The following is a 22,945-nucleotide window of genomic DNA, read 5'->3' on the forward strand; positions in this document are numbered from 1 at the left end:
GTGAAGGTGTTACTCGGCGAGGTCCCCGTCGCGCACGGCACCGACGAAGGCGGCCCAGGCGGACCGGTCGAAGGCGAGGATGGGGCCGAGCGGGTCCTTGCTGTCACGTACGGGGATGGCGCCGGGGAAAGCGGGGGCGATTTCGACGCAGTTTCCGCTGTTCGCGGCGCTGTAGCTGCTTTTCATCCACTGTGCCGCATGGAGGTGCTGCCTGGTCATGGCTCACATACCCTTCCATCACAGCTCTGATCAGAGCCCTTGATTCGCGGGCAGACAGGCAATCGGCCCTCAGCACATCATAGGTTCCGTTGGAGCGTGCCAAGAGGTCTGGATCGCCATGAAAGTGCCCGCGCAGTAGGGATTCCGAGTACAGCCACTCCTGTCCGCCAGGAAGCCGGATGAGGGACATGGAGGTGTGCGGGCGAACGATCCGCGGGTCCGCCAACGGGGCGATCTGAACACGCACATTGGGTTGCTCCGTCACCTTCAAGAGATGGGCGCACTGCTCCCGCATGACGGTCGGACCGCCCATGACGGTATGGAGGCAGCTCTCGTCCAACACGGCCACATACACCGGCCCGTCGGGGCGCAGGTAACGCGGCTGTCGACTCGCGCGGGCCCGTACGCGCTCTTCGACCTCGTCGGCGTCCGGGCAGTGCAGCGAGAACAACGATCGCATGTAGGCAGTCGTCTGTAGAAGCCCCGGAATGAAGACGGTCTGGTACTCGCGGACGGCCACCGCCTCCGCCTCCAGCCGGACGCGTCGCTCGAACCAGTCCGGATGCTCCACCTCCGGGTACCAGTCGACCTTCCCCCACAGCCGCAGCAGCATCCCGCCGGTGCCCAGCAGTTCGTCGCAGCGGTGGGCGAACGTGTCCTGCGGCACCCGCTTGCCCGACTCGACGCGGGCCACGTGCGAGCGGTCGCAAGGGATGTCGCGGGCCAGGGCGTCCTGGGTGAGGCCCGCCGCCTCGCGGTGGTGCCTCAGTACCTCGCCGAAGAGGGCGGCCGTCGTGGACGCCGCCCCTCCCGTCGCGTTCCTCCTGCTCACCGTGGCCCCCTCCGTGACAGTCGATCACTGGCACGCCGTCAGCGTTGAGTCGCGTCGCCGCACTGCGCGACGCTGAGGGAACCCAACGTAACCAGCGCCCCGCCGACACGGGGCGCGAAGCCACCTACGGAGCACCGATGGAACACCCGCCCGAATACGGCACACCTGTCCACGACCGGCCGCCCGTGCCGAGGCCCGGCTGCCTGCCGTGCCTGGAGCTGGCGGCGCAGCGCGCCGGCGCCCGCCACCGGGGGGACGTCAGCGCCGCCACGGACGCGAACGTGCTGCTCCGCCGCCACCTGGCCGAGACGCACGAGGGGGACGGGTACCGGGGCTGACCGCCTCAGCCGACGACGCTCTCCCGCCACGCCCGGTGGAGGCCGGCGAAGCGGCCGTCGCCCGCGATGAGGCGCTGCGGGGGGCCGTCCTCGACGATCCGGCCGTGCTCCATGACCAGCACCCGGTCGGCGATCTCCACGGTGGACAGGCGGTGGGCGATCACCACGGCCGTCCGCCCGTGCAGGACGGTGTCCATGGCGCGCTGCACGGCCCGCTCGCCGGGGATGTCCAGCGAGCTGGTCGCCTCGTCGAGGATCAGCACCCCCGGGTCGGCGAGCAGCGCGCGGGCGAACGCGACCAGCTGGCGCTGGCCGGCGGAGATGCGCCCGCCGCGCTTGCGCACGTCCGTGTCGTACCCGTCGGGCAGGGCCGCGATGAAGTCGTGCGCGCCGATCGCCTTCGCGGCGTGCTCGATCTCCTCGCGGGTCGCGTCGGGGCGGCCCAGGGCGATGTTCTCGGCGACCGTCCCGGAGAACAGGAACGCCTCCTGCGTCACCATCACCACGCCGCGCCGCAGCTCCGGCGTGGCGAGGTCGCGCAGGTCGACGCCGTCGAGCAGGACCCGCCCCTCCGACGGGTCGTAGAAGCGGGCCAGCAGCTTCGCCAGGGTCGACTTGCCGGCCCCGGTCGAGCCGACGACCGCGACCGTCTGGCCCGCCGGGAGGGTGAGGTCGAAGCGCGGCAGCACCTCCCCGCCGGTGCGGTACGCGAAGCGGACGCCCTCGAAGACGACCTCGCGGCCCGGCGCCCCCGCCGGACGGGGCGGCAGCTCGCGGGAGGCGGCCGGCTCGGGCACCGTCGGCTCCTGCGCGAGGAGCCCGGCGATCTTCTCCAGGGAGGCGGCGGCGGACTCGTAGGCGTTGAGGAACATCGCGAGCCGGTCGATCGGGTCGTACAGCCGCCGCACGTACAGCACGGCCGCCGCGAGCACACCGAGGGCGAGGGTGCCGTCGGCGACCCGGTAGGCGCCCCACAGGACCATGCCCGCGACCGCCGTGTTGGCGACGAGGCGGGAGCCGACGACGTACCGCGCCATCTCCAGGATCGCGTCGCCGTTGCGCCGCTCGTGGTGGTGGTTGAGGGCGCCGAACACCTCGTCGTTGCCGGCCTCCCGGCGGAACGCGCGCACCGGCCGGATGCCGTTCATCGTCTCCGCGAACTTCACGATGACCGCCGCGATGGCGGTCGACCGGGCGCTGAACGCCCGCGACGCGCGCCGCCGGTAGTACCGCACCAGCAGGTACAGCGGGACGAACGACGCCACCGCGACGGACCCGATGCCCCAGTCCAGCCAGAGCAGCAGCAGTGAGATCGCCACGAACGACACGATCACGTTGACGAGCTCCTGGAGGCCCTCGCTCAGCAGCTCCCGCAGCGACTCCACGTCGGTCGTGGACCGCGAGATCAGCCGCCCGGAGGTGTAGCGCTCGTGGAAGTCGACGCTCAGCGCCTGGGCGTGGCGGAAGATCCGGCCCCGCAGGTCCAGCAGCACGTCCTGGTTGACGCGGCCGGACGCCCGGGTGAAGCCGTACTGGAACAGCCCGGCGCCCACCGCGCACAGCCCGTACCCGACCGCCACCGCGACCAGCGGGCCGTGGTCGCCCTGGCGCAGGGCCGGCACGGCCCGGTCGATCGCGTACGCCACGATGAGCGGCCCGGCCTGCACCGCCGCCTGCTGGAGCAGGAGCAGCAGCGCCGACAGCGCCACCCGCGCCCGCCGGGGCGCCAGCAGCGACCGCAGCAGCGCGCCCGTGGCACCGGCGGGGGCGGGCAGCTGGTCCCGGTCGAACCGGTCCCGCTCCTCCGCCGCCTCCCGCTCCGCCGCCTCCCGCACCCCTGCCTCGCCCGCCTCCGTCTCCCGCTCCTCCCTCTCCCGCTCCCGTTCCGCGGCCTCGCGCTCCGCCACGGCGGCCGCCCCGGTCTCCTCGCGGGACGCCTTCCCCCGCCGTTCCTCCCGTGTCGTCATCGCCCCTCGACCTCCGCACCCGACATCAGCCACGCGTACTCCGTGCTGCTCCGCAGCAGCTCCTGGTGGGTGCCGACCGCCGCGATCCGGCCCTCCGACAGGAGGGCGACCCGGTCGGCCAGCAGCACCGTCGACGGGCGGTGCGCCACCACCAGCGCCGTCGTGCCGCGCAGCACCTCCCGCAGCGCGGCCTCCACCAGCGCCTCGGTGTGCACGTCGAGCGCCGACAGCGGGTCGTCCAGGACGAGGAAGCGCGGCCCGCCCACCACCGCGCGGGCGAGCGCCAGCCGCTGGCGCTGCCCGCCGGACAGGCTCAGGCCCTGCTCGCCGACCTCGGTGGCCGGGCCCTGCGGCAGGTCGTCGACGAAGCCGGCCTGCGCCACGTCCAGCGCGCGCCGCAGCTCCACGTCGCCCGCCTCGGCGCCGGCGCCCATCAGGACGTTCTCCCGGACGCTCGCCGAGAACAGCGTCGGCTCCTCGAACGCCACCGCCACCAGGGACCGCAGGCGCTCGCGCGGCATGCCCGTGACGTCCTCGCCGTCCAGCAGGATCCGCCCCGACGTCGGCTCGTGCAGCCGCGGCACCAGCGCGGTCAGCGTCGTCTTCCCCGACCCGGTCGCGCCGACCAGCGCCATCGTCTCGCCGGGGCGCACGTGCAGGTCGACGCCGCGCAGCACGGGCGGCGCGTCCGGCGGCGCGTCGGGGTAGCGGAAGGACACGCCCTCGAAGACCAGCCCGCCGCGCGGGTCGCGCGGGGCGGCCGCCGCGGCCGGCGCGCCGCCCGGGTCCTCCTCCGCCTGGTCCATGACCTCGAAGTACCGCTCCGTCGCCGTCGCCGCCTCCTGGCTCATCGCCAGCAGGAAACCGATGGACTCCACCGGCCACCGCAGCGCCAGCGCCGTCGACAGGAACGCCACCAGCGTGCCCGCCGACAGCTCCCCGTCGGCGACCTGCACCGTGCCCAGCACCAGCGCCGCGCCGATCGCCAGCTCCGGGACGATCGTGATGAACGCCCAGATCGACGCCAGCAGCCGGGCCTTGCGCAGCTCGGTGCCGCGCAGCCGCTCCGCCAGCACGGCGAAGGCGCTCGCCTGGCTGCGGTGCCGGCCGAAGCCCTTGACGACGCGGATGCCGAGCACGCTCTCCTCGACGACGGTCGTCACGTCGCCCACCTGGTCCTGCGCCGCGCGCGCCACGCGGGAGTAGCGCGTCTCGAACATCGAGCAGCCCACGATCAGCGGCACCACCGGTACGAGCAGCACCAGCCCGAGCCCCCAGTCCTGCCACAGCAGCACCGCGAAGCCCACGAGCACCGTCACGGCGTTGACGAAGAGGAACGTCAGCGGGAAGACGAGGAACATCCGCAGCAGCGACAGGTCCGTCGTCCCGCGCGACAGCAGCTGCCCCGACGCCCACCGGTCGTGGAAGGCCACGGGCAGCCGCTGGAGCCGCCGGTACAGATCCCGGCGCAGCGCCGCCTCCACCGCCGTCATCGGCCGGGCCACCAGCCAGCGGCGCAGCCCGAACAGCACCGCCTCGGTGACGCCCAGCCCCAGGAGCGCGAGCGCCCCCAGCCACACCCCGCCCGGGTCGCGGTCCGCGACGGGGCCGTCCACCATCCACTTCAGGATCAGCGGGATGACCAGGCTCAGACAGGACGCGAGGACGGCGACGAAGGCCGCCGCGAAGAACCGTCCCCGCACGGGGCGCAGGTACGGCCACAGTCGCAGCAGGGACCGCACGGTGGAGCGCTCGGCGACGGGGGACGGGGCGGGGGGCGGGGGCGAGGAAGGCATCAGGACCGAGCCTAGGGTTCACCACTGACAGGTCTCACGCGGTTTTCCGCCGAACAGCCGCCCCGCCCGAGCCTCCGGCGCCCCGCGCCCGGCCGCCCGGGCCTCCCCGCCCCGAGCCCCGCCGGCGCCTCCCGGCCCCGCGCCCCCCCCGGGTCCCGCGCCTCCGGCGCCGCGCGCAGGCCGGCCCCGCCCCGCCCCCGGGGCCCGTCACCCGCCCCTCAGTCGGCCACCCGCCACAGCAGCGCGGACCGCGCCGGCACCGTCACCGTCCCGCCGCCCGGGCACACCGCCCGCGGCGCCCGCTCCTGCTCCTCCCGCGAGGTGTCCACCACCAGCGCGTACTCCGCCGCCCACGGCACCCCCGGCAGCCGGTGCTCCACCGGGGCGTCGCCCGCGTGCAGGATCACCAGGAAGCTGTCGTCCACGACCTTCTCGCCCCGCTCGTCGCGCCCCGGGATGTCGCGCCCCGACAGGTAGAAGGCGATCGTCCGGGCCGGCGCGTACCAGTCGGCCTCCGTCATCTCCTCCCCGGCGGCCGTGAACCACGCGAGGTCCCGCAGCCCGTCGGAGCCCTGCGGCCGGCCCGAGAAGAACGCCCGGCGCCGCAGCACCGGATGGGCGTGGCGAAGCGCCAGCAGCCGCCGCGCCAGCGCCAGCAGCTCCCGCGCCCACGGCTCGTCGAGCAGCGACCAGTCCACCCAGCCGGTCTCGTTGTCCTGGCAGTAGGCGTTGTTGTTGCCGCCCTGCGTACGGCCCATCTCGTCACCGGCGACGATCATCGGCACGCCCGTCGACAGCAGCAGCGTGGTGAGCATGTTGCGGATCTGGCGGCGGCGCAGCGCGCCCACCGCCTCGTCGTCCGTCTCGCCCTCGGCGCCGCAGTTCCACGACCGGTTGTCGTCGGTGCCGTCGCGGTTGTCCTCGCCGTTGGCCTCGTTGTGCTTGCGCTCGTACGACACCAGGTCCCGCAGTGTGAACCCGTCGTGCGCGGTGACGAAGTTGACCGACGCGTACGGGCGCCGCCCGCCCCACGCGTACAGGTCGCTCGACCCCGACAGCCGGTAGCCGAGGTCCCGCACGTCCGGCAGCGCGCCCCGCCAGAAGTCGCGCACCGCGTCGCGGTAGCGGTCGTTCCACTCCGTCCACAGCGGCGGGAAGGCGCCCACCTGGTAGCCGCCGCTGCCCACGTCCCACGGCTCGGCGATCAGCTTCACCCGCCGCAGCACCGGGTCCTGCGCGATGACCGCCAGGAACGGCGACAGCATGTCGACGTCGTGCATCGACCGGGCCAGCGCCGCCGCCAGGTCGAAGCGGAAGCCGTCGACGCCCATCTCGGTCACCCAGTAGCGCAGGCTGTCCGTGATGAGCCGCAGCACCTGCGGCTGCACCACGTGCAGGGTGTTGCCGCAGCCGGTGTAGTCCGCGTAGCGGCGGGCGTCGTGCTGGAGCCGGTAGTACCCCCGGTTGTCGATGCCCCGCAGCGACAGCATCGGGCCCAGCTCGCCCGCCTCGGCCGTGTGGTTGTAGACGACGTCGAGGATCACCTCGATGCCCGCCTCGTGCAGCGCGCGCACCATCCGGCGGAACTCGCCGACCTGCTCCCCGCCCGTGCCGGTCGCGGCGTACGCGGCGTGCGGCGCGAAGTAGCCGATGGAGTTGTACCCCCAGTGGTTGCGCAGCCCGCGCCGCAGCAGGTGGTCCTCGTGGGCGAACTGGTGGACCGGCAGCAGCTCCACCGCCGTCACGCCGAGGCGCACCAGGTGCTCGACCGCCGCCGGGTGCGCCAGCCCCGCGTACGTGCCGCGCAGCTCCTCCGGCACGCCCGGATGGCGCATGGTGAAGCCCCGCACGTGCAGCTCGTAGATGACGGAGTCCGCCCACGGCGTCTTCGGCCTGCGGTCGTCGGCCCACTCGTCGCCCGGCGCGTCGTCGTGGACCACGACGCCCTTCGGCACGTACGGCGCCGAGTCGCGGTCGTCGCGCACGGTGTCCGCGACCGGCTGGTCCGGCCAGTCCCGCACGTGCCCGTACACCTCGGGCGGCAGCGTGTAGTCGCCGTCGACGGCCCGCGCGTACGGGTCGAGGAGGAGCTTCGCCGGGTTCCAGCGGGCACCCGCCCACGGGTCCCACCGGCCGTGCACCCGGTAGCCGTACCGGCGGCCCGGCCCGACACCCGGCACGAAGCCGTGCCAGATGCCGTGGGTCTGCTCCGTCAGCGGCACCCGCGTCTCCGCGCCGCCGGGCCCGAACAGGCACACCTCGACGGCCTCCGCGCCCCCCGCCCACAGGGCGAAGTTCGTCCCCGTCACCCCGCCGGGACCCGTGCGGACCCGGGCGCCCAGCGGGGTCGGCGCCCCCGGCCAGGCGGGTGGTGTCGGCGGCGGCGCCTCCCCTCCCGTACCGGCCCCCGGCCCCGTGCTCGTCACCGGGACCGCGCCCCGGCGTACCCCGTCCGGCCGCGTGCGACGCGCCCCGGCGGGCGCGTCCGGTGCCCCCGGCTCCGCGCTCTCGACTGGCCTTCGTTCGGCTGCGCTCGACACCTGCCGGCCTCCCGCGGCTCGTGCGGCGTCCGGGCCGCGGTCCCCGACGACCCCGCCCCGGTCCTCCCCGTGTTCTGCCCGCGCGCACCTGCTCCCAACATGACCCGGCCGAACACGACCCGTACAGACGTTTCCCCCGCCGGGGGCACGTCGTTGGGCGGGATGTGAGACACCTACGCAAAAGGGCAGGTCTGGGCGTCGCCGCGGTGGCGCTGTGGGCGGGAGCGGCGGCCGGGCTGACCGGGTGCGCGGCGGCGGGCGGCGCGGGCGCGCCGGGCGCCCCCGGTGCGCCGGGCGGGCGCCCCGACCGGGCGGTCGGGGACACCATCCGGGTGACGCCCCGGGACGGCGCCGAGGGCGTCGCCCCCGACGCCCGGCTGGAGGTACGGGTACCGGACGGCCGGCTGGAGGGCGTCCGGGTGCGCCGCATCGAGGACGCCCAGCCCGCCGACGTGCCGGGCGCCCTCTCCCCGGACGGGCTGAGCTGGCGGCCGGAGCCCGGCACCCGGCTGGCCACGGCGGCCAAGTACGCCGTCGACGCCGTCGCCCTCGACGGGCACGGCCGCCGCTCGGCCCGGCACACCACCTTCACCACGCTCGTGCCCGACCACCGCTTCATCGGCTACTTCTCGCCGGAGAACCGCTCCACCGTCGGCACCGGCATGATCGTCTCCTTCCGCTTCAACCGGCCCGTGCGGGACCGCGCGGCCGTGGAGCGGGCCGTCCGCGTCACCGCCGACCCGCCCGTGGAGGTCGTCGGCCACTGGTTCGGCGCCGACCGGCTCGACCTGCGCCCCGAGGAGTACTGGCGGCCCGGCACCGAGGTCACCGTGGACGTGCGGCTGCGGGACGTCGAGGCGGCACCCGGCGTCTACGGCATCCAGCAGCGCACGGTGCGCTTCACCGTCGGCCGCTCGCAGGTGTCCCTGGTGGACGCCGAGGCCCACACCATGCGGGTGCGCCGCGACGGCCGGCTCCTCGCCACCCTCCCCGTCACGGCCGGCGCCCCGAAGACCACCACCTACAACGGCAGGATGGTGGTGACCGAGCTGTACGAGGTGACCCGGATGAACGGCGCGACCGTCGGCTTCAAGGACGCCCGGGGCAAGAGCGAGTACGACATCAAGGACGTGCCGCACGCCATGCGGCTGACCACCTCGGGCACCTTCCTCCACGGCAACTACTGGGCGCCGGCCGGCACCTTCGGCTCGGCCAACGTCAGCCACGGCTGCATCGGGCTGCGCGACGTGAAGGGCGGGAGCGCAAAGACGCCCGCGGGGTGGTTCTTCGAGCAGACCCTCGTCGGGGACGTCGTCGAAGTGGTCAACTCCCGTGACCGGAAGGTCGCCCCCGACAACGGCCTGGGCGGCTGGAACATGGACTGGCGGCAGTGGAGGGCCGGTTCGGCGCTGCGCTGAACCCCCCGGTCCGGCCACCGGCCGGAAGCACTCCGTCCGGGACTGTTGCCGTGTGAACAAGTTGGGACCCAACGGTGACAATCCGGGGCGCTCCACCAGGCGCGCGGTGTGATTATCTATCGCGGTGCGCGCGGCTTCAGCGCGCGGGGGTGCAGGCCACGGCGGTGCCGCGGTCGTGCGAGGGAAGAGGTACAGCGTGAAGGGGCAGCCGATATCGGGGGCATCGGCCGGGACGGCGCCGCGGGGGCGGCGCGGCCGGGGCAGGGGGCCGCTGGCCCTCGTTGCCGGAACGTTGCTGCTGCTGGTGACCGCCTGTGGGGGCGGCGCCCAGGCGGACGGCGACAAGGGCGGGGCCGCGGGCCGGGACGGCGCGGGGCAGGTCGCGAGCGGGCCCTCGCAGGCCGTCGTGACCATCGCGCCGAAGGACGGTGCCGAGGCGGTCGGGACGAGCGGCGTGCTGAAGGTCGCCGCGGAGAACGGCAAGCTCACCACGGTCGAGGTGACCGACTCCAAGGGCCGGCCCGTCGAGGGCAGGCTGTCCGCCGACGCCACCGCCTGGCAGCCGGTCAGGCATCTGGCGGCCGGCACCCGGTACAAGGTGCACGCCGTCGCCGAGGACGCCGACGGGCGTGAGTCGGCGAAGGACACCACCTTCACCACCCTCGTCCCGAAGAACACTTTCCTCGGCCACTACACGCCGGAGGACGGCTCGACCGTCGGCGTCGGCATGCCGGTGTCCATCAACTTCACCCGCGGCATCACCGACCCGGAGGCCGTGGAGAAGGCCGTCAAGGTGACCGCCGTGCCGGCCGTGCCGATCGAGGGCCACTGGTTCGGCAACGACCGCCTGGACTTCCGCCCCGAGAAGTACTGGGCCCCCGGCACCAAGGTGACCGTGCGGCTCGACCTGGACGGCGTCGAGGGGCGCCCCGGCGTCTACGGCAAGCAGTCCAAGACGGTCACCTTCACCATCGGCCGCAGCCAGGTCTCCACCGTCGACGCGAGCGAGAAGACCATGAAGGTCGTCCGCGACGGCAAGCTGATCAAGACGATCCCGATCACCGCCGGCGCCCCGTCCACGACCACGTACAACGGTCAGATGGTCATCAGCGAGAAGTACAAGGTGACCCGGATGAACGGCGCCACCGTGGGCTTCGGCGGCGAGTACGACATCAAGGACGTGCCGCACGCCATGCGCCTGTCCACCTCGGGCACCTTCGTCCACGGCAACTACTGGGCGTCGGCCGGCACCTTCGGCTCGGCCAACGTCAGCCACGGCTGCGTCGGCCTGCGCGACGTGCGCGGCGCCTACGACGGCTCCATGCCCGCCGCCTGGTTCTACGACAACTCCCTCATCGGCGACGTGGTCGTCGTGAAGAACTCCAAGGACAAGCAGATCCAGCCGGACAACGGGCTCAACGGCTGGAACATGTCCTGGGCGGAGTGGACCAAGTAGCGAAAGCGGGCCGAGTGGCGGAGCGGGCCAAGTAGCGGACGGACAGGCTCCGTTCGGAGGGACCGGTGCTGTGACGAACCGCACCGGTCCCTCCGTCGTTAACGGCGGCTAACCTGCCCCGTATGACAGTGACTCTCGAAGTTTCCGCGGGCGTCGGCACCATCCGCCTGGACCGCCCCCCGATGAACGCGCTGGACATCGCCACGCAGGACCGGCTCAAGGAACTCGCCGAGGAGGCCGCGGGCCGCGACGACGTCCGCGCCGTCGTCGTCTACGGCGGCGAGAAGGTGTTCGCGGCCGGCGCGGACATCAAGGAGATGCAGGTCATGGACCACGCGGCCATGGTGCGCCGCGGCAAGGGCCTCCAGGACTCCTTCACCGCCGTGGCCCGCATCCCCAAGCCCGTCGTGGCCGCCGTCACCGGCTACGCGCTGGGCGGCGGCTGCGAGCTGGCGCTCTGCGCCGACTTCCGCATCGCGGCCGACAACGCCAAGCTCGGCCAGCCCGAGATCCTGCTCGGCCTCATCCCCGGCGCCGGCGGCACCCAGCGGCTCGCCCGCCTCGTCGGCCCCTCCAAGGCCAAGGACCTCATCTTCACCGGACGCCACGTCAAGGCCGACGAGGCGCTGGCCATCGGCCTCGTCGACCGGGTCGTCCCGGCCGCCGAGGTCTACGAGCAGGCCCACGCCTGGGCCGCCAAGCTCGCCCAGGGCCCGGCGCTCGCGCTGCGGGCCGCCAAGGAGTCCGTCGACACCGGCCTGGAGACGGACATCGACACCGGTCTCGCCGTGGAGCGCAACTGGTTCGCGGGCCTGTTCGCCACCGAGGACCGGGAGCGGGGCATGCGCAGCTTCGTGGAGGAGGGCCCGGGCAAGGCCAAGTTCCTCTGACGGGACCGGGTCCGCCCCGGGTCCGCCCCGGGTCCGTCCCGGGTCCGCCCGGCCGTCCGCAGCCGTCCCCGGCCGCCCCCGCCGCCCCCGGCCGTTCGGACCATGTGTCCGGTCCGGAGGCGGCAGGGGAACGCCCGGTGGGAGGTTCACTCCTGCGGGTGGTTTGAAGCCTCCGGGACGCGGGAGAGGGACCCCCCGCCCCACCCCTCCCCGTGATCATGCCGGTGCCCTGTGTCACCGCTGGTCAGTGCGGTTGCGGCGGACCTCCGGTGCCTCCGTCATATGACGGGCGCGTCCGGCGGGGCCCTCGGCCCCGCCGGACGATTCCCGGGGAACCGCCCCGCCGCCCCCGCCCGGCGGCCATCATGGGGGGCATGGCGGGGCTGGAAGGCGTGGAGCGACCGGGGGAGCGCGGCGGGGCGACCGCCGCCGCGAGGTGGATGCCGTCCGCGGACGAGGAGCGGGCGCTCAGAGCGCTGGCGGAGCACGGCGACCCGACGGCCGAGGAGGTCCGGCTGCCCTCGCTCCCCGAGTCCGCCGCGACCGCCCGCCGCATCGCCCACTGCGTGGTGCTCCGCCACTGGCTGCTCGGCCCCCAGGTCGCCGAGGACGTGGTCCTGCTCGTCTCCGAACTCGTCGGCAACGCCGTGCGGCACACCGGGGCGCGGGCGTTCGGGTTACGGATGCACCGCCGCCGGGGCCGGATCAGGATCGAGGTCCGCGACCCCTCACGGGGGCTGCCCTGCCTGATGCCGGTGCAGGAGCTCGACGAGAGCGGGCGCGGGATCTTCCTCGTCGACAAGCTCTCGGACCGCTGGGGAGTGGACCTGCTGCCGCGCGGCAAGAACACCTGGTTCGAGATCCGCGTCACCGACCGCTGAACGCACCGGAGCCCCCTTGTGCGCCGTGGTCCGGCGCCGCGGGGGCTCCTCGTGGAGCGCCGCGGACGGAAGTGGGGTGTTGTCCGACGGCGCTGTCGACGACCTGGCCCGGGTCGAGGGGGTCGTAGGACTCGACTATGTCAGACGGGGGCCTCCGCTACCAAAACGCCATTCCCCGCCAAAGGTGCAGCAATCCGGCATTGTGGAGAACAATCCAAGGTGAACCACGCCACTCACCTGGCAAACCATGAATAACTATCGGATGGGGCGTGTACTTCCGTCGTCCTGTGGGTTCCGTGGACCAGCCCGGGAACAGGTATGACGGGTCAATCCGGAAGGTTCCCGGCAGACCGCCCTTAAATGGTCGCGTGACCGTGCACCTCAGCAAGCGAACCACCGGCCTCCTCGCCGCCGCCCTGCTGGCCCTCCTCGCCGGGTGCGCCACCGCCGGTACGCCCGCCGGCACACCCGCCGGGCCGGGGTCGGCGGCACCACCCGCACGCCCCGGCGGCGCACCCGCCGCGGACCCCGCCGCCGGCCCGCTGCCCGGCATGCCGCCCCCGCTCGACCCCCGCGACGTCTACGCCGCGGCCCGCCCCGGCCGGCTCTCCCCGACCGTCCGGGACTTCCCCTCCCGGGTCTACGTCCCCAACACGCTCTCCGGCACCGTCTCGGTCATCGACCCCGCCACCTACCGCGTCGTCGACACCGTCCGGGTCGGCAGGCACCCCCAGCACGTCGTGCCGTCCTGGGACCTGAAGACCCTCTGGGTCACCAACGACCAGGGCCACACCCTCACCCCACTCGACCCGGCCACGGGCCGGCGGCGCGGCGAGGACGTCCCCGTCCGCGACCCGTACAACCTCTACTTCACCCCCGACGGCCGTCACGCCGTCGTCATGGCCTCCCTCGACCGGGAACTCGTCTTCCGCGACCCGCACACCATGGAGCGCCGCCACACCGAACCCGCCCCCTGCCACGGCGTCAACCACGCCGACTTCTCCGCCGACGGCCGGTACGCCGTCGTCTCCTGCGAGTTCTCCGGCGAACTGCTGAAGGTCGACACGGCCCGCAAGGAGGTCGTCGCCCGGTTGGAGCTGCCCTTCGCCGGGGCCATGCCGCAGGACGTGAAACTCTCGCCCGACGGCCGGACGTTCTACGTCGCCGACATGATGGCCCACGGCCTGTGGGCCGTGGACGGCGACGCCTTCACCACCCCGCGCCTGCTGCCCACCGGCAAGGGCTGCCACGGCCTGTACGTCTCCCGCGACTCCCGCGAGATGTACGTGCCGAACCGCGGCGAGGGCTCCGTCTCCGTCTTCGACTTCGCCCGCGAGCGCGTCACGAGGAAGTGGTGGCTCCCCGACGGCGGCTCACCCGACATGGGCGGCGTCTCGGCGGACGGCAGGGTGCTGTGGCTCTCCGGACGGTACGACTCCGAGGTCTACGCGATCGACACGCGCACCGGCCGGCAGCTCGCCCGCATCCCGGTCGGCGACGGCCCCCGCGGCCTGGCCGTGTACCCCCAGCCCGGCCGCTACTCCCTGGGCCACACCGGCGTCTACCGCTGACGCCCCGCCGGGCCGCGGGTGCCGGTCAGCGGAGCACGAGCAGCGCCTCCGCGCACACCGGGCGGTACCCGGCCGCCTGGAACGTACGCACGCTGCGGGCGTTGCCCGGCGACTGCTGCGCCCACACCGCCCCGTCCGGGACCAGGTGGCGGGCGGCCAGCGCCAGCCGCACCCCCAGGCCCCGCCCCCGGGCCGCCTCGTCGACCTCGACCGCGGCCTCCCACCGGCCCGCCACCGCGCGCCCCAGCACCACCACCCCGCCGTCGGCGGCCCACACCCGCACGTCGTCGCGGTACGCCCGCGCCCGCACCACCCGCGGATGGTCCGGATCCCGCACCTCCCGCAGCGGCAGCGGCGGCGGGCCGTCCAGCCGGCCCGCGACGGTCAGCATGTCGACGGTGTCCGCCCGGCGCCCCGTCCGGGCCATCAGCGCCGCGAGGAACCCCGGGCTCATCGCCGCGGCCAGCGGATCGGCCGACGAGGCCGCCAGCTCGGCCCGCACCCACGCCGGGTCCTCGTCCACGAACACCACCGAGTGCGCGGTGAACGCCAGCACCCCGGCGTCCCGCCGGCTCGGCTGCGGGACGATCACGGTGGAGCCGTCGGGCGGCGGGAACACCCCGCGCGCCGCCGCGGACAGGACACGGGCCACATGGTCGCTCATACCGCCATCGTCCCCCCGGGCCCCCGCGGAACCCCCGCCGCCCCTGCCGCTACGCTGGCCGCCGAAGTTGCACAGATCCTTAAGGGGTGGAGCGATGGCGGACATGGAGTCTGCACGCAAGGCTTTCGACCGGTACGACGTCAACGGCGACGGCTTCATCACGGCCGCCGAGTACAAGAGCGTCATGGCTCAGCTCGGCGACTTCAACGTCACCGAGCCCGTCGCCCAGGCCGTCATAAACGCCCAGGACGGCAACGGCGACGGCCTGCTGAGCTGGGACGAGTTCTGGACCCGCCTGAACAGGGCCTGACGGCCCCACCGCCCCCGCACACACCGAGCGGCGCCCCCGGGATTCCCCGGGGGCGCCGCTCGCGCCCTGCCGGCGCCGCGCCGTGCGCGGTGCGCGTCAGATCCCGGCCACCCCGACACCCGAGCCGACGGCTCGGCAGGCGCCGGGGAGAGAACAGGTCGTTCGCCCTGGCAGCATGTTCATGTGACTGACAACGGGGACGACATACCGAAGCCTTCACCAGTTTCTAGGCTGGTCGAACTGGCGGACGCTCCGGTCTCGGCAGCGCTGCGGAGACCGGAGCCGGTTCCGGCGGCCTCGCCGGCTGGGACGCGGACCGCGCCGCGGGACCCGAAGCAGGCCGACGAGGCAGCTGCGGCGAGGCGGGAGTTCGCGCGTTCGCTGGGGGAGTTCCGGCGTACTGCCGTGGTGGTGCCGTTCGATGCGCAGGGGAGTCTGTGGACGGCGGATTTCAACGGGGTGCGGTGGATCTGTGCGTTCTCCGACGAGGAGGCGCTGGCGCGGTTCGCGGCGGCGCGAGGGGACGCGAGGCGTGAGTGGACGTACCGGACGATTTTGGGCGCGCGGCTCCTCGATGTGATGGTGCCGCTGCTGCCGGGACCGGGCGGCGTCGCGCTGGACGCGGGTAGTGCGACCGGGGCCCTGTTTCCGCCGGTGCGTGGGATCGTCCCGGACGAGGTGGCAGTGGATCTCGAGGGGGAGGCACCGTGAGTGGGAGCGAGCCTGTTCTCGCGGCGCCGGCGGCGGCGCTGGCGGAGATAGTACAGGGGATCAATCTGGCGCATGCCGAGCTGAAGGAGCTCGGGATGATCGGTGAGGCGTCGGTGGGCCGGGGGTTCTCCGACCTGGCCTTGTCCGGGCTGGAGTTGGGGCACGGCGGTCTGGCGTCGGAGTTCGAGACGTTCTGCAACCGGTGGGAGTGGGGCGTGCGTGCGCTGACTCTGCGGGGCAACGGTTTCGCGCAGGGCGTGGGCCTGTCGGCGGGCTCGTTCGCGGAGCAGGAGCAGTACGTCAAGGACTCGTTCAAGATCGGGGTGAACTCCCTCGACGGCAACCCGCATCTGTCCGAGGACGAGGTCAAGCAGATGCGCTGGGACACCGTCCGTGACCAGCACATGTGGGACGGCGCCGACTGGAGCCGCGAGTCGTTCTCCGAGGCTCACGGCGAGGTGAAGCAGACATGGAAGAACACCGCGTACGACGTCGAGGACGCGATGCTCGACTCGATGGAGCGTTCCGGCGTGCTGGACCCGAAGCTGCGTGACGGGATGGACGAGGAGCTCAAGGACATGCTCGATCCCGACCAGGCGACCATCGATCAGGCCGAGCAGCCGCGGTGGGGGGACAACCGCTGATGGTGGACTGGCGGGGGTGGAGCGACAAGATCGTCGACGGAGTCGACCGGGGCATCGACAAGGGCAAGGAGATCGTCGGCGAGGGCGTCGACTACGTCACCGACAAGACCGGCCAGGGGCTGGAGAAGATCGGTGCACACGACTGGGCCGACGCGGTCGAGGACTGGGGTGATGAGACCGCCTCCGCTCTCGGTGCGGAGGTCGGCGAGCAGCAGCTCGGGCGGACCGAGGAAGCGAACGAGCTGATCCACGGCAGGCCGGAGAAGATCGCCGAGGCGGTGAAGAACCTTCGGGACTTCCGGAAGGCGTTCGACCTGGTCGGCGGCGGGATGAAGAAGCTGGACTCCAGCCGCTGGAAGGGCGAGGCGGCCAACGCGTTCCGGGAGAAGTTCCAGACCCTGCCGACCGACTGGCTGCGCGCGGCGGAAGCGATGGAGAACGCGGCCAAGGCGCTGGAGACATACTCCGGCGCGATCGCGAGCGCGCAAGGCAAGGCGCGTGAGGCGATCGCGCTGTACAAGGAGGGCGACAAGGACTCCAAGACGGCGGTCGACACGTACAACAAGAAGGTCGATGCTTACAACGCGGCGCGCGACGGAGACAGTCCGCTGCCGCATCCGGGGGACTTCTCCGACCCGGGCAAGGCCAAGCGGCAACGTGCGCGGGAGATCCTGAACGAGGCCCGGACCGCGCGCAACGAGGCCGCCGAGTCCGCCAAGACCGCGGTGCACGCCGCCCTGGCACACGCGCCCAAGGAACCGACCGGAGTCGAGAAGGCCAAGTTCGAACTGATGGACTACGGCCTGGGCCAGAGCATGGAACTGGCCCACTTCGGCGGCGGCGTCATCAAGGGCACAGCGGGTCTGCTCAACTTCGTCCGCTCGGTCAACCCGGTGGACCCGTACAACCTGACCCACCCGGCGGAGTACTACAAGGGCGTCAACATGACGCTCGCCGGCCTGGTGTCCACGGTTGCGAACCCGGACAGGGCACTGAAGAACGCCTGGGACGCGGCGAAGGGCGACCCGTCGGAGTTCCTCGGCCGCCTGGTGCCCGAACTGCTCGGCGCCAAGGGCGCGGGGGTGGTACGCGGAGGTCTGCGCGCCGGTCTGAACGGCACCAAGCACGTGCCCGACGGCAACAAGCCGGGCGGCGCCCGCGGGGACCATGAGAAGAACCCGGACAACCAGAGCAGCAGGTGCCGCGACAACGTGTGCGATGGTGACCCGGTGGACATGGCGTCCGGCCGTGTCCTGCTGCCGCAGACGGACATCGCCCTACCCGGCTCGCTGCCCCTCGTCTTCCAGCGCACCTTCGATTCCTCGCACCGCTCCGGCCGCTGGTTCGGCCCGACGTGGTCATCGACGGTGGACCAGCGGTTGGAGATCGACGCGGAAGGCGTCGTCCTCAGCTGCGACGAGGGTAGCCTCCTCGCCTACCCGCACCCTGCCCCCGGAGCCCCGGTCATGCCCACGCACGGCAGGCGGTGGCCGCTGGACCGGGTCGAAGACGGTTACACGATCACCGATCCTGAGACCCGCAGGGTCTGGCATTTCACCGACCATGGCAACGAGCTCTCCCTTTTGGCCCAGATCGACGACCGCAACGGGAACTGGATCGCCTTCGAGTACGACCAGACGGGTGCCCCGACGTCGATCGTCCACCACGGCGGCTACCACCTGAAGATCACTACGAGCGAGGGCAGGGTGGCCGCCCTCCACCTGGCGGGTGCGGCGCCGGACGGTTCCGACCAGGAGATCGTGCGCTACGGCTACACCGACGGTCATCTGAGCGAGGTCGTCAACTCCTCGGGGAGCCCGCTGCGCTTGGGTTGCGACGAGCACGGCCGCATCACATCGTGGACCGACACCAACGGCAGCCGCTTCGACTACGTCTACGACGACCAAGACCGCTGCACCTACCAGACCGGGACCAACGGACACGTCGAGTCCCGCTTCGTCTGGGGAAACCCCGACCCCGAAACCGGTCTCCGGACGACGTCCATCACCGACGGGCTTGGGCACACGAAGAGATTCGTCGTGGACGAGCGTTCCAAGGTCGTCGCCGAGATCGACCCCCTGGGTGCGGTGACCCGGTTCACGTACGACCGCCACAACCGCTTGCTCTCCCACACCGATCCGCTCGGCGGCACAATCCGTTGCGTCTACGACGACGCAGGTCGGTTGAGCGAGGTGATCCGCCCGGACGGTCGCAGTGTCCACGCCGAACACAACGATCTCGGACTCCCGGTGTCCGTCAGGTACGCGGACGGGACCGTCATGCGGCAGACGTACGACGAACGCGGCAACCGCACCTCCTACACGGAGGTCTCAGGGGCGACGACGCGGTTCACGTACAACGAGGTGGGGCACCTTGCCTCGATGACCGATGCTCTCGGTAATACCGTGTTCGTGCGATGCGACCGAGCCGGGCTGCCGGTGGCGATCACCGATCCGCTGGGCGCCGTCACACGGTACGAACGGGACCTCTTCGGCCGCCCCGTGGTCATCAGCGATCCGCTCGGAGCGGTGACCCGGGTGGAGTGGACCGTGGAAAGCCAGGTGGCCCGACTTGTGGAGGCCGACGGCAGCCATCAGACGTGGACGTACGACGGTGAGGGCAATGTGCTCTCGCACACCGATGCCCTGGGCGGGACCACACACTTCGAGTACACGGACTTCGACCTCTTGACGGCACGGACCGGCCCCGACGGCGTACGGTACGAGTTCCAGCACGATGTCCGGCTCCGGTTGACGCGGGTCCTCAACCCTCTGGGACTGACCTGGGATTACGAGTACGACCCTGCGGGTCGACTCGTGTCCGAGACCGACTTCGACGGGCGTACGCTCCGTTACGCGTTCGATGCTGCCGGACGCCTCACCACACGCACCAACGGACTCGGACAGGCCATCAAGTACGAGCGCGACAGCATGGGCCGAGTGATCCGGAAGGAATGCGAGGGCAGCGTCACCACGTATGAGTACGACGTCTTCGACGAGCTCGCCGTGGCCACCGGACCAGATGCAACACTGGTACGCATTCGCGACCGGTACGGGCGCCTGCGGTCCGAGACGGTGAATGGGCGGAAGCTCTCATTCGACCATGACGCGCTCGGTCGTCGTATCGGCAGGACCACCCCGACCGGGGCCGTCAGTACGTGGGGGTACGACGCGGCCGGCAACCTCCTGGAACTGACCGCCTCCGGCCGTACCATCGGTTTCCGCCGTGACCTGGCAGGCAGGGAACTGGAACGGCACATTGGTGATCACGTGAGCCTGGCCAACACCTTCGATGCGGTCGGCCGGCTCATCGACCAGCGAGTCATGAGCCGGGGCAACGGCATCCAGCGCCGCTCCTACACCTATCGCCCGGACGGCCACGTCGTGGGAGTGCATGACCGGCTCTCCGGTAGCCGCCGCTTCGATCTTGACGCGGTGGGCCGGATCACCGTCGTCCACGCCGTGGGCTGGTCCGAGACGTACGCCTACGACGCGGCAGGGAACCAGACCGCTGCCTTCTGGCCAGCCTCTCACCCCAGCCGGGACGCCACAGGGGCACGGGCCTACACAGGTACGCGCGTCGCTCAGGCTGGGAAGATCCGGTACGAGCATGACGCGCAGGGCCGCACCGTACTGCGACAGAAGGTTCGCCTGTCACACAAGCCCGACACCTGGCGCTACACCTGGGACCCCGAAGACCGTCTCACCTCGGTCGTCACGCCGGACGACACGGTATGGCGTTACCTGTACGACCCGCTTGGCCGCCGTATCGCCAAGCAGCGCCTCGCTGACGACGGCCGCGCCGTGGCGGAGGAAATCATCTTCACCTGGGACGGCGCGACGCTGTGCGAGCAGACCAGCAGTGGTGAACCGTTCCCCTGCCCTGTCGCCATCACCTGGGACCACGACGGCCTGCGCCCGCTCACTCAGACGGAGCGCCGACTGGACGCGGACGGGACGTCCCACAAGGCTGTTGACCAGCGCTTCTACGCGATCGTCACCGACCTTGTCGGCACCCCGACCGAGCTTGTCGACGAGGCGGGAGAGCTTGCCTGGCGTACTCGCAGCACCGTGTGGGGTGCGACCGCCTGGGCTGCCGCGAGCACGACCTACACACCCCTTCGCTTCCCGGGCCAGTACTACGACCCGGAGAACGGTCTGCACTACAACTTCCATCGCCACTACGATCCCGAGACGGCTCGCTACCTCAGCACCGACCCCCTTGGGCTTGAACCTGCTCCGAACCCCGCCACTTATGTGGACAACCCCCATACCGCGTCGGACCCGCTCGGCCTCAAGCCATGCAAGATACGCGTCTCCCCGATGGCCTCCGACTGGGCGACCAAAGGCGCCCATGTACACATTCCGCAGAAGAAGGGTGCGGAGCATGAGGTGCGCGTCTATGTGGACGACAAGGGCAACCTCGCTGCGGACCCCATTCGGCTGAGTACCGGACTGGCATCGGAGAAGAGTGTGCGGGCGGCTCTGGACGCGGTGAACAACGACCCGGCGCTCCGCGCTGACCTCTTGGCCAAGAGCAAGGCGGCCAAGGCCGAGATGGACGACCACAACTGGGGCAACAGGCAGAATCGCTCGGCTGAGATGCAAGCACTGATCGACAAACTGGAGAGCTGGCCGTGACCGGCGTTGAATTTCTCGCCTCTTTTATCGCCACCGGAGAGCTGTTTGGTCTCCGCATCGGCTCGACACTCGACGAGGTCGACCGGGCATTCAGCCATCCCTTCGTCGATGTCGTCGGTGAGGAAGGGGCGTGGCTGCGGCGGGACTACGGACTCGTCGAGCTCGCGTTCAACCCAAAGCCGGAGCCGGAGCCGGAGTGGGTCATGGCCACCGCGACGATCCAGCTGCACCGCCTTGCGTCGGACGACTGCCTGGCCCGGGCCTGGGATCGGAGCATGGGTGTCGCGTTCGCCCGGTACACATCCTGGGAGGAGGTACGCGACGCGCTCTCCCGTACGCGGGGCGTCCCCGAGCTGAGAGTCACCGACCAGGGCGGATTCCTCCAGTACCGGGCCGCGTCCTCGAACGTCTCCGTCCTCGTCGTGGACGCCGAGGACGAGGAGCGCGGATACCGCGTCGGCAACGGGGACGTGTGGAGCCTCGACCTGTGGGCGCCGTTCCCGGCGAGCTGAAGACCGCCATGGCGCCGTAGACGAGGAACCCCCCGACCGGTGCACGCCGTCCGCGGCGCGCACCGGTCGGGGGAACCGTGCCCGGACCGCCGCCTCAGCACTCGATGATGTTCACCGCGAGGCCGCCGCGGGCGGTCTCCTTGTACTTGACCGACATGTCCGCGCCGGTCTCCTTCATGGTCTTGATGACCTTGTCCAGGGAGACCTTGTGGCTGCCGTCGCCGCGCAGCGCCATCCGCGCCGCCGTGACCGCCTTCACCGCCGCCATGCCGTTGCGCTCGATGCACGGGATCTGCACCAGGCCGCCGACCGGGTCGCAGGTCAGGCCGAGGTTGTGCTCCATGCCGATCTCCGCGGCGTTCTCCACCTGCTCGGGGGAGCCGCCCATGACCTCGGCGAGCGCGCCCGCCGCCATGGAGCAGGCCGAGCCGACCTCGCCCTGGCAGCCGACCTCGGCGCCGGAGATGGAGGCGTTCTCCTTGAACAGCATGCCGACCGCGCCGGCCGCGAGGAGGAAGCGGACCACGCCGTCCTCGTCGGCGCCGGGTACGAAGTTCATGTAGTAGTGCAGCACCGCCGGGATGATGCCGGCCGCGCCGTTGGTCGGGGCGGTGACGACCCGGCCGCCGGCGGCGTTCTCCTCGTTGACCGCCATCGCGTAGAGCGTGATCCACTCCATGGAGAGCGCCAGCGGGTCGCCCTCGGAGCGCAGCTTGCGGGCGGTGTTCGCGGCCCGGCGGCGCACCTTCAGGCCGCCCGGCAGGATGCCCTCGCGCGTCATGCCCCGCTCGACGCACGCCTGCATGACGCGCCAGATCTCCAGCAGGCCCTCGCGGATCTCCTGCTCGGTGCGCCACGCCTTCTCGTTCTCCAGCATCAGCGCGGAGATCGAGAGGCCCGTCTCGCGGGTCAGGCGCAGCAGCTCGTCGCCGGTGCGGAAGGGGTACTTCAGCGCGGTGTCGTCGGGGACGATCGGGTTCTGGCCGTCCACGGCGTCCTCGTCGACGACGAACCCGCCGCCGACCGAGTAGTACGTCTTCTCCAGCAGGGTCGCGCCCTCGGCGTCGTACGCCCACACGGTCATGCCGTTGGCGTGGTAGGGCAGGGCCTTGCGGCGGTGCAGGACGAGGTGCTCGTCGAAGTCGAAGGGGATCTCGTGCACGCCGAGGAGGTTGATGCGCCCCTCGCTCTTGATCCGCTCCACCTCGGCGTCGGCCGTCTCCACGTCGACGGTGCGGGGCGAGTCGCCCTCCAGGCCCAGCAGGACGGCCTTCGGCGTGCCGTGGCCGTGGCCGGTGGCGCCCAGGGAGCCGAAGAGCTCGCAGCGGACGGAGGCGGTGTGGGCGAGCAGGCCCTCGTTCTTCAGGCGGCGCGCGAACATCCGGGCGGCGCGCATCGGGCCGACCGTGTGGGAGCTGGACGGGCCGATGCCGATCGAGAACAGGTCGAAGACCGAGATGGCCACGGGGGGACTCCTTGGTGGGAAGACGTCGCTGTCTGCCGGGGTGGTGCAGGGACAACGGGGTGGGACGGAGGGGGAGGGGACGGGAGGACGG

General features: G+C 72.0%; 18 protein-coding genes. 11 read left to right on the forward strand and 7 right to left on the reverse strand.

Annotated features, from left to right (window positions below; translation table 11 throughout):
* Positions 1 to 9: 9 nt before the first annotated feature.
* On the reverse strand, positions 10 to 186 hold the full coding sequence (locus LPA54_RS23375) for a DUF397 domain-containing protein (RefSeq protein WP_228981006.1): 177 nt from the start codon (positions 184 to 186) through the stop codon (positions 10 to 12).
* Complete coding sequence (locus LPA54_RS23380; RefSeq protein WP_228981008.1) at positions 104 to 1,051, reverse strand: helix-turn-helix transcriptional regulator; 948 nt, start codon at positions 1,049 to 1,051, stop codon at positions 104 to 106. Before LPA54_RS23380 ends, LPA54_RS23375 begins: the two co-directional genes overlap by 83 nt.
* A gap of 137 nt (positions 1,052 to 1,188) precedes the next feature.
* Here LPA54_RS23380 and LPA54_RS23385 point away from each other — a divergent pair, with 137 nt between their 5' ends.
* Positions 1,189 to 1,389: a hypothetical protein gene (locus tag LPA54_RS23385; RefSeq protein WP_228981013.1), complete on the forward strand. Its 201-nt coding sequence runs from the start codon at positions 1,189 to 1,191 to the stop codon at positions 1,387 to 1,389.
* A 5-nt stretch (positions 1,390 to 1,394) separates the two neighbouring features.
* On the opposite strand, the gene LPA54_RS23390 is transcribed toward LPA54_RS23385, so the two are convergent.
* From LPA54_RS23390 to glgX, 3 genes are all read right to left on the reverse strand, one after another.
* Positions 1,395 to 3,356, reverse strand: a complete 1,962-nt coding sequence (locus LPA54_RS23390; protein WP_228981017.1) for an ABC transporter ATP-binding protein — start codon at positions 3,354 to 3,356, stop codon at positions 1,395 to 1,397.
* Complete coding sequence (locus tag LPA54_RS23395; protein WP_228981019.1) at positions 3,353 to 5,152, reverse strand: ABC transporter ATP-binding protein; 1,800 nt, start codon at positions 5,150 to 5,152, stop codon at positions 3,353 to 3,355. Before LPA54_RS23395 ends, LPA54_RS23390 begins: the two co-directional genes overlap by 4 nt.
* A 218-nt stretch (positions 5,153 to 5,370) precedes the next feature.
* Positions 5,371 to 7,578 (reverse strand): glycogen debranching protein GlgX, encoded by a 2,208-nt coding sequence (gene glgX, locus LPA54_RS23400; protein WP_308112890.1) that lies wholly within the window; start codon positions 7,576 to 7,578, stop codon positions 5,371 to 5,373.
* A gap of 320 nt (positions 7,579 to 7,898) precedes the next feature.
* Here glgX and LPA54_RS23405 point away from each other — a divergent pair, with 320 nt between their 5' ends.
* The 5 genes from LPA54_RS23405 (at position 7,899) to LPA54_RS23425 (ending at position 13,908) form a co-directional block, all read left to right on the forward strand.
* Positions 7,899 to 9,110 (forward strand): Ig-like domain-containing protein, encoded by a 1,212-nt coding sequence (locus tag LPA54_RS23405; protein WP_228981020.1) that lies wholly within the window; start codon positions 7,899 to 7,901, stop codon positions 9,108 to 9,110.
* A gap of 196 nt (positions 9,111 to 9,306) precedes the next feature.
* Positions 9,307 to 10,566 carry an Ig-like domain-containing protein gene (locus LPA54_RS23410; protein ID WP_228981023.1) on the forward strand — a complete coding sequence of 420 codons (1,260 nt, stop codon included), beginning with the start codon at positions 9,307 to 9,309 and terminating at the stop codon, positions 10,564 to 10,566.
* 122 nt (positions 10,567 to 10,688) lie between these two features.
* A complete protein-coding gene (locus LPA54_RS23415; RefSeq protein WP_058942640.1) occupies positions 10,689 to 11,456 on the forward strand; it encodes an enoyl-CoA hydratase/isomerase family protein in 768 nt (255 codons plus the stop codon).
* Positions 11,457 to 11,821: 365 nt separating this feature from the next.
* Positions 11,822 to 12,337, forward strand: coding sequence for an ATP-binding protein (locus tag LPA54_RS23420; protein WP_228981026.1), 516 nt, complete (start codon positions 11,822 to 11,824; stop codon positions 12,335 to 12,337).
* Between the two features lie 368 nt (positions 12,338 to 12,705).
* A complete protein-coding gene (locus tag LPA54_RS23425; RefSeq protein WP_228981028.1) occupies positions 12,706 to 13,908 on the forward strand; it encodes a YncE family protein in 1,203 nt (400 codons plus the stop codon).
* A gap of 25 nt (positions 13,909 to 13,933) precedes the next feature.
* Here LPA54_RS23425 and LPA54_RS23430 read toward each other — a convergent pair whose 3' ends face one another.
* The gene (locus tag LPA54_RS23430) at positions 13,934 to 14,572 is read right to left on the reverse strand and encodes a GNAT family N-acetyltransferase (RefSeq protein ID WP_228981030.1); all 639 of its coding nucleotides are present in this window, start codon (positions 14,570 to 14,572) and stop codon (positions 13,934 to 13,936) included.
* A gap of 94 nt (positions 14,573 to 14,666) precedes the next feature.
* Here LPA54_RS23430 and LPA54_RS23435 point away from each other — a divergent pair, with 94 nt between their 5' ends.
* From LPA54_RS23435 to LPA54_RS23455, 5 genes are all read left to right on the forward strand, one after another.
* Positions 14,667 to 14,882 carry an EF-hand domain-containing protein gene (locus LPA54_RS23435; protein WP_228981031.1) on the forward strand — a complete coding sequence of 72 codons (216 nt, stop codon included), beginning with the start codon at positions 14,667 to 14,669 and terminating at the stop codon, positions 14,880 to 14,882.
* Positions 14,883 to 15,065: 183 nt separating this feature from the next.
* Positions 15,066 to 15,593 carry an SseB family protein gene (locus LPA54_RS23440; RefSeq protein WP_228981033.1) on the forward strand — a complete coding sequence of 176 codons (528 nt, stop codon included), beginning with the start codon at positions 15,066 to 15,068 and terminating at the stop codon, positions 15,591 to 15,593.
* Complete coding sequence (locus tag LPA54_RS23445) at positions 15,590 to 16,237, forward strand: hypothetical protein (RefSeq protein WP_228981034.1); 648 nt, start codon at positions 15,590 to 15,592, stop codon at positions 16,235 to 16,237. Before LPA54_RS23440 ends, LPA54_RS23445 begins: the two co-directional genes overlap by 4 nt.
* The gene (locus LPA54_RS23450; protein WP_228981036.1) at positions 16,237 to 20,877 is read left to right on the forward strand and encodes a putative T7SS-secreted protein; all 4,641 of its coding nucleotides are present in this window, start codon (positions 16,237 to 16,239) and stop codon (positions 20,875 to 20,877) included. Before LPA54_RS23445 ends, LPA54_RS23450 begins: the two co-directional genes overlap by 1 nt.
* The gene (locus LPA54_RS23455; RefSeq protein WP_228981038.1) at positions 20,874 to 21,389 is read left to right on the forward strand and encodes a hypothetical protein; all 516 of its coding nucleotides are present in this window, start codon (positions 20,874 to 20,876) and stop codon (positions 21,387 to 21,389) included. Before LPA54_RS23450 ends, LPA54_RS23455 begins: the two co-directional genes overlap by 4 nt.
* Before the next feature lie 94 nt (positions 21,390 to 21,483).
* Here the strand turns inward: LPA54_RS23455 and LPA54_RS23460 are convergent, their stop codons facing one another.
* Positions 21,484 to 22,854: an L-serine ammonia-lyase gene (locus LPA54_RS23460; RefSeq protein WP_228981042.1), complete on the reverse strand. Its 1,371-nt coding sequence runs from the start codon at positions 22,852 to 22,854 to the stop codon at positions 21,484 to 21,486.
* Positions 22,855 to 22,945 lie beyond the last annotated feature (91 nt).

Origin of the sequence: Streptomyces sp. DH12, from assembly GCF_020873895.1 — a bacterium.
GTDB lineage: Bacteria > Actinomycetota > Actinomycetes > Streptomycetales > Streptomycetaceae > Streptomyces.

What these genes read in the sequence shown, in the direction of transcription:
- LPA54_RS23375 (WP_228981006.1), bottom strand. Translation starts at nt 186, where the DNA reads ATGAAAAGCAGCTACAGCGCCGCGAACAGCGGAAACTGCGTCGAAATC.
- LPA54_RS23385 (WP_228981013.1), top strand. Translation starts at nt 1,189, where the DNA reads ATGGAACACCCGCCCGAATACGGCACACCTGTCCACGACCGGCCGCCC.
- LPA54_RS23390 (WP_228981017.1), bottom strand. Translation starts at nt 3,356, where the DNA reads ATGACGACACGGGAGGAACGGCGGGGGAAGGCGTCCCGCGAGGAGACC.
- LPA54_RS23395 (WP_228981019.1), bottom strand. Translation starts at nt 5,152, where the DNA reads ATGCCTTCCTCGCCCCCGCCCCCCGCCCCGTCCCCCGTCGCCGAGCGC.
- LPA54_RS23415 (WP_058942640.1), top strand. Translation starts at nt 10,689, where the DNA reads ATGACAGTGACTCTCGAAGTTTCCGCGGGCGTCGGCACCATCCGCCTG.
- LPA54_RS23420 (WP_228981026.1), top strand. Translation starts at nt 11,822, where the DNA reads ATGGGGGGCATGGCGGGGCTGGAAGGCGTGGAGCGACCGGGGGAGCGC.
- LPA54_RS23430 (WP_228981030.1), bottom strand. Translation starts at nt 14,572, where the DNA reads ATGAGCGACCATGTGGCCCGTGTCCTGTCCGCGGCGGCGCGCGGGGTG.
- LPA54_RS23435 (WP_228981031.1), top strand. Translation starts at nt 14,667, where the DNA reads ATGGCGGACATGGAGTCTGCACGCAAGGCTTTCGACCGGTACGACGTC.
- LPA54_RS23450 (WP_228981036.1), top strand. Translation starts at nt 16,237, where the DNA reads ATGGTGGACTGGCGGGGGTGGAGCGACAAGATCGTCGACGGAGTCGAC.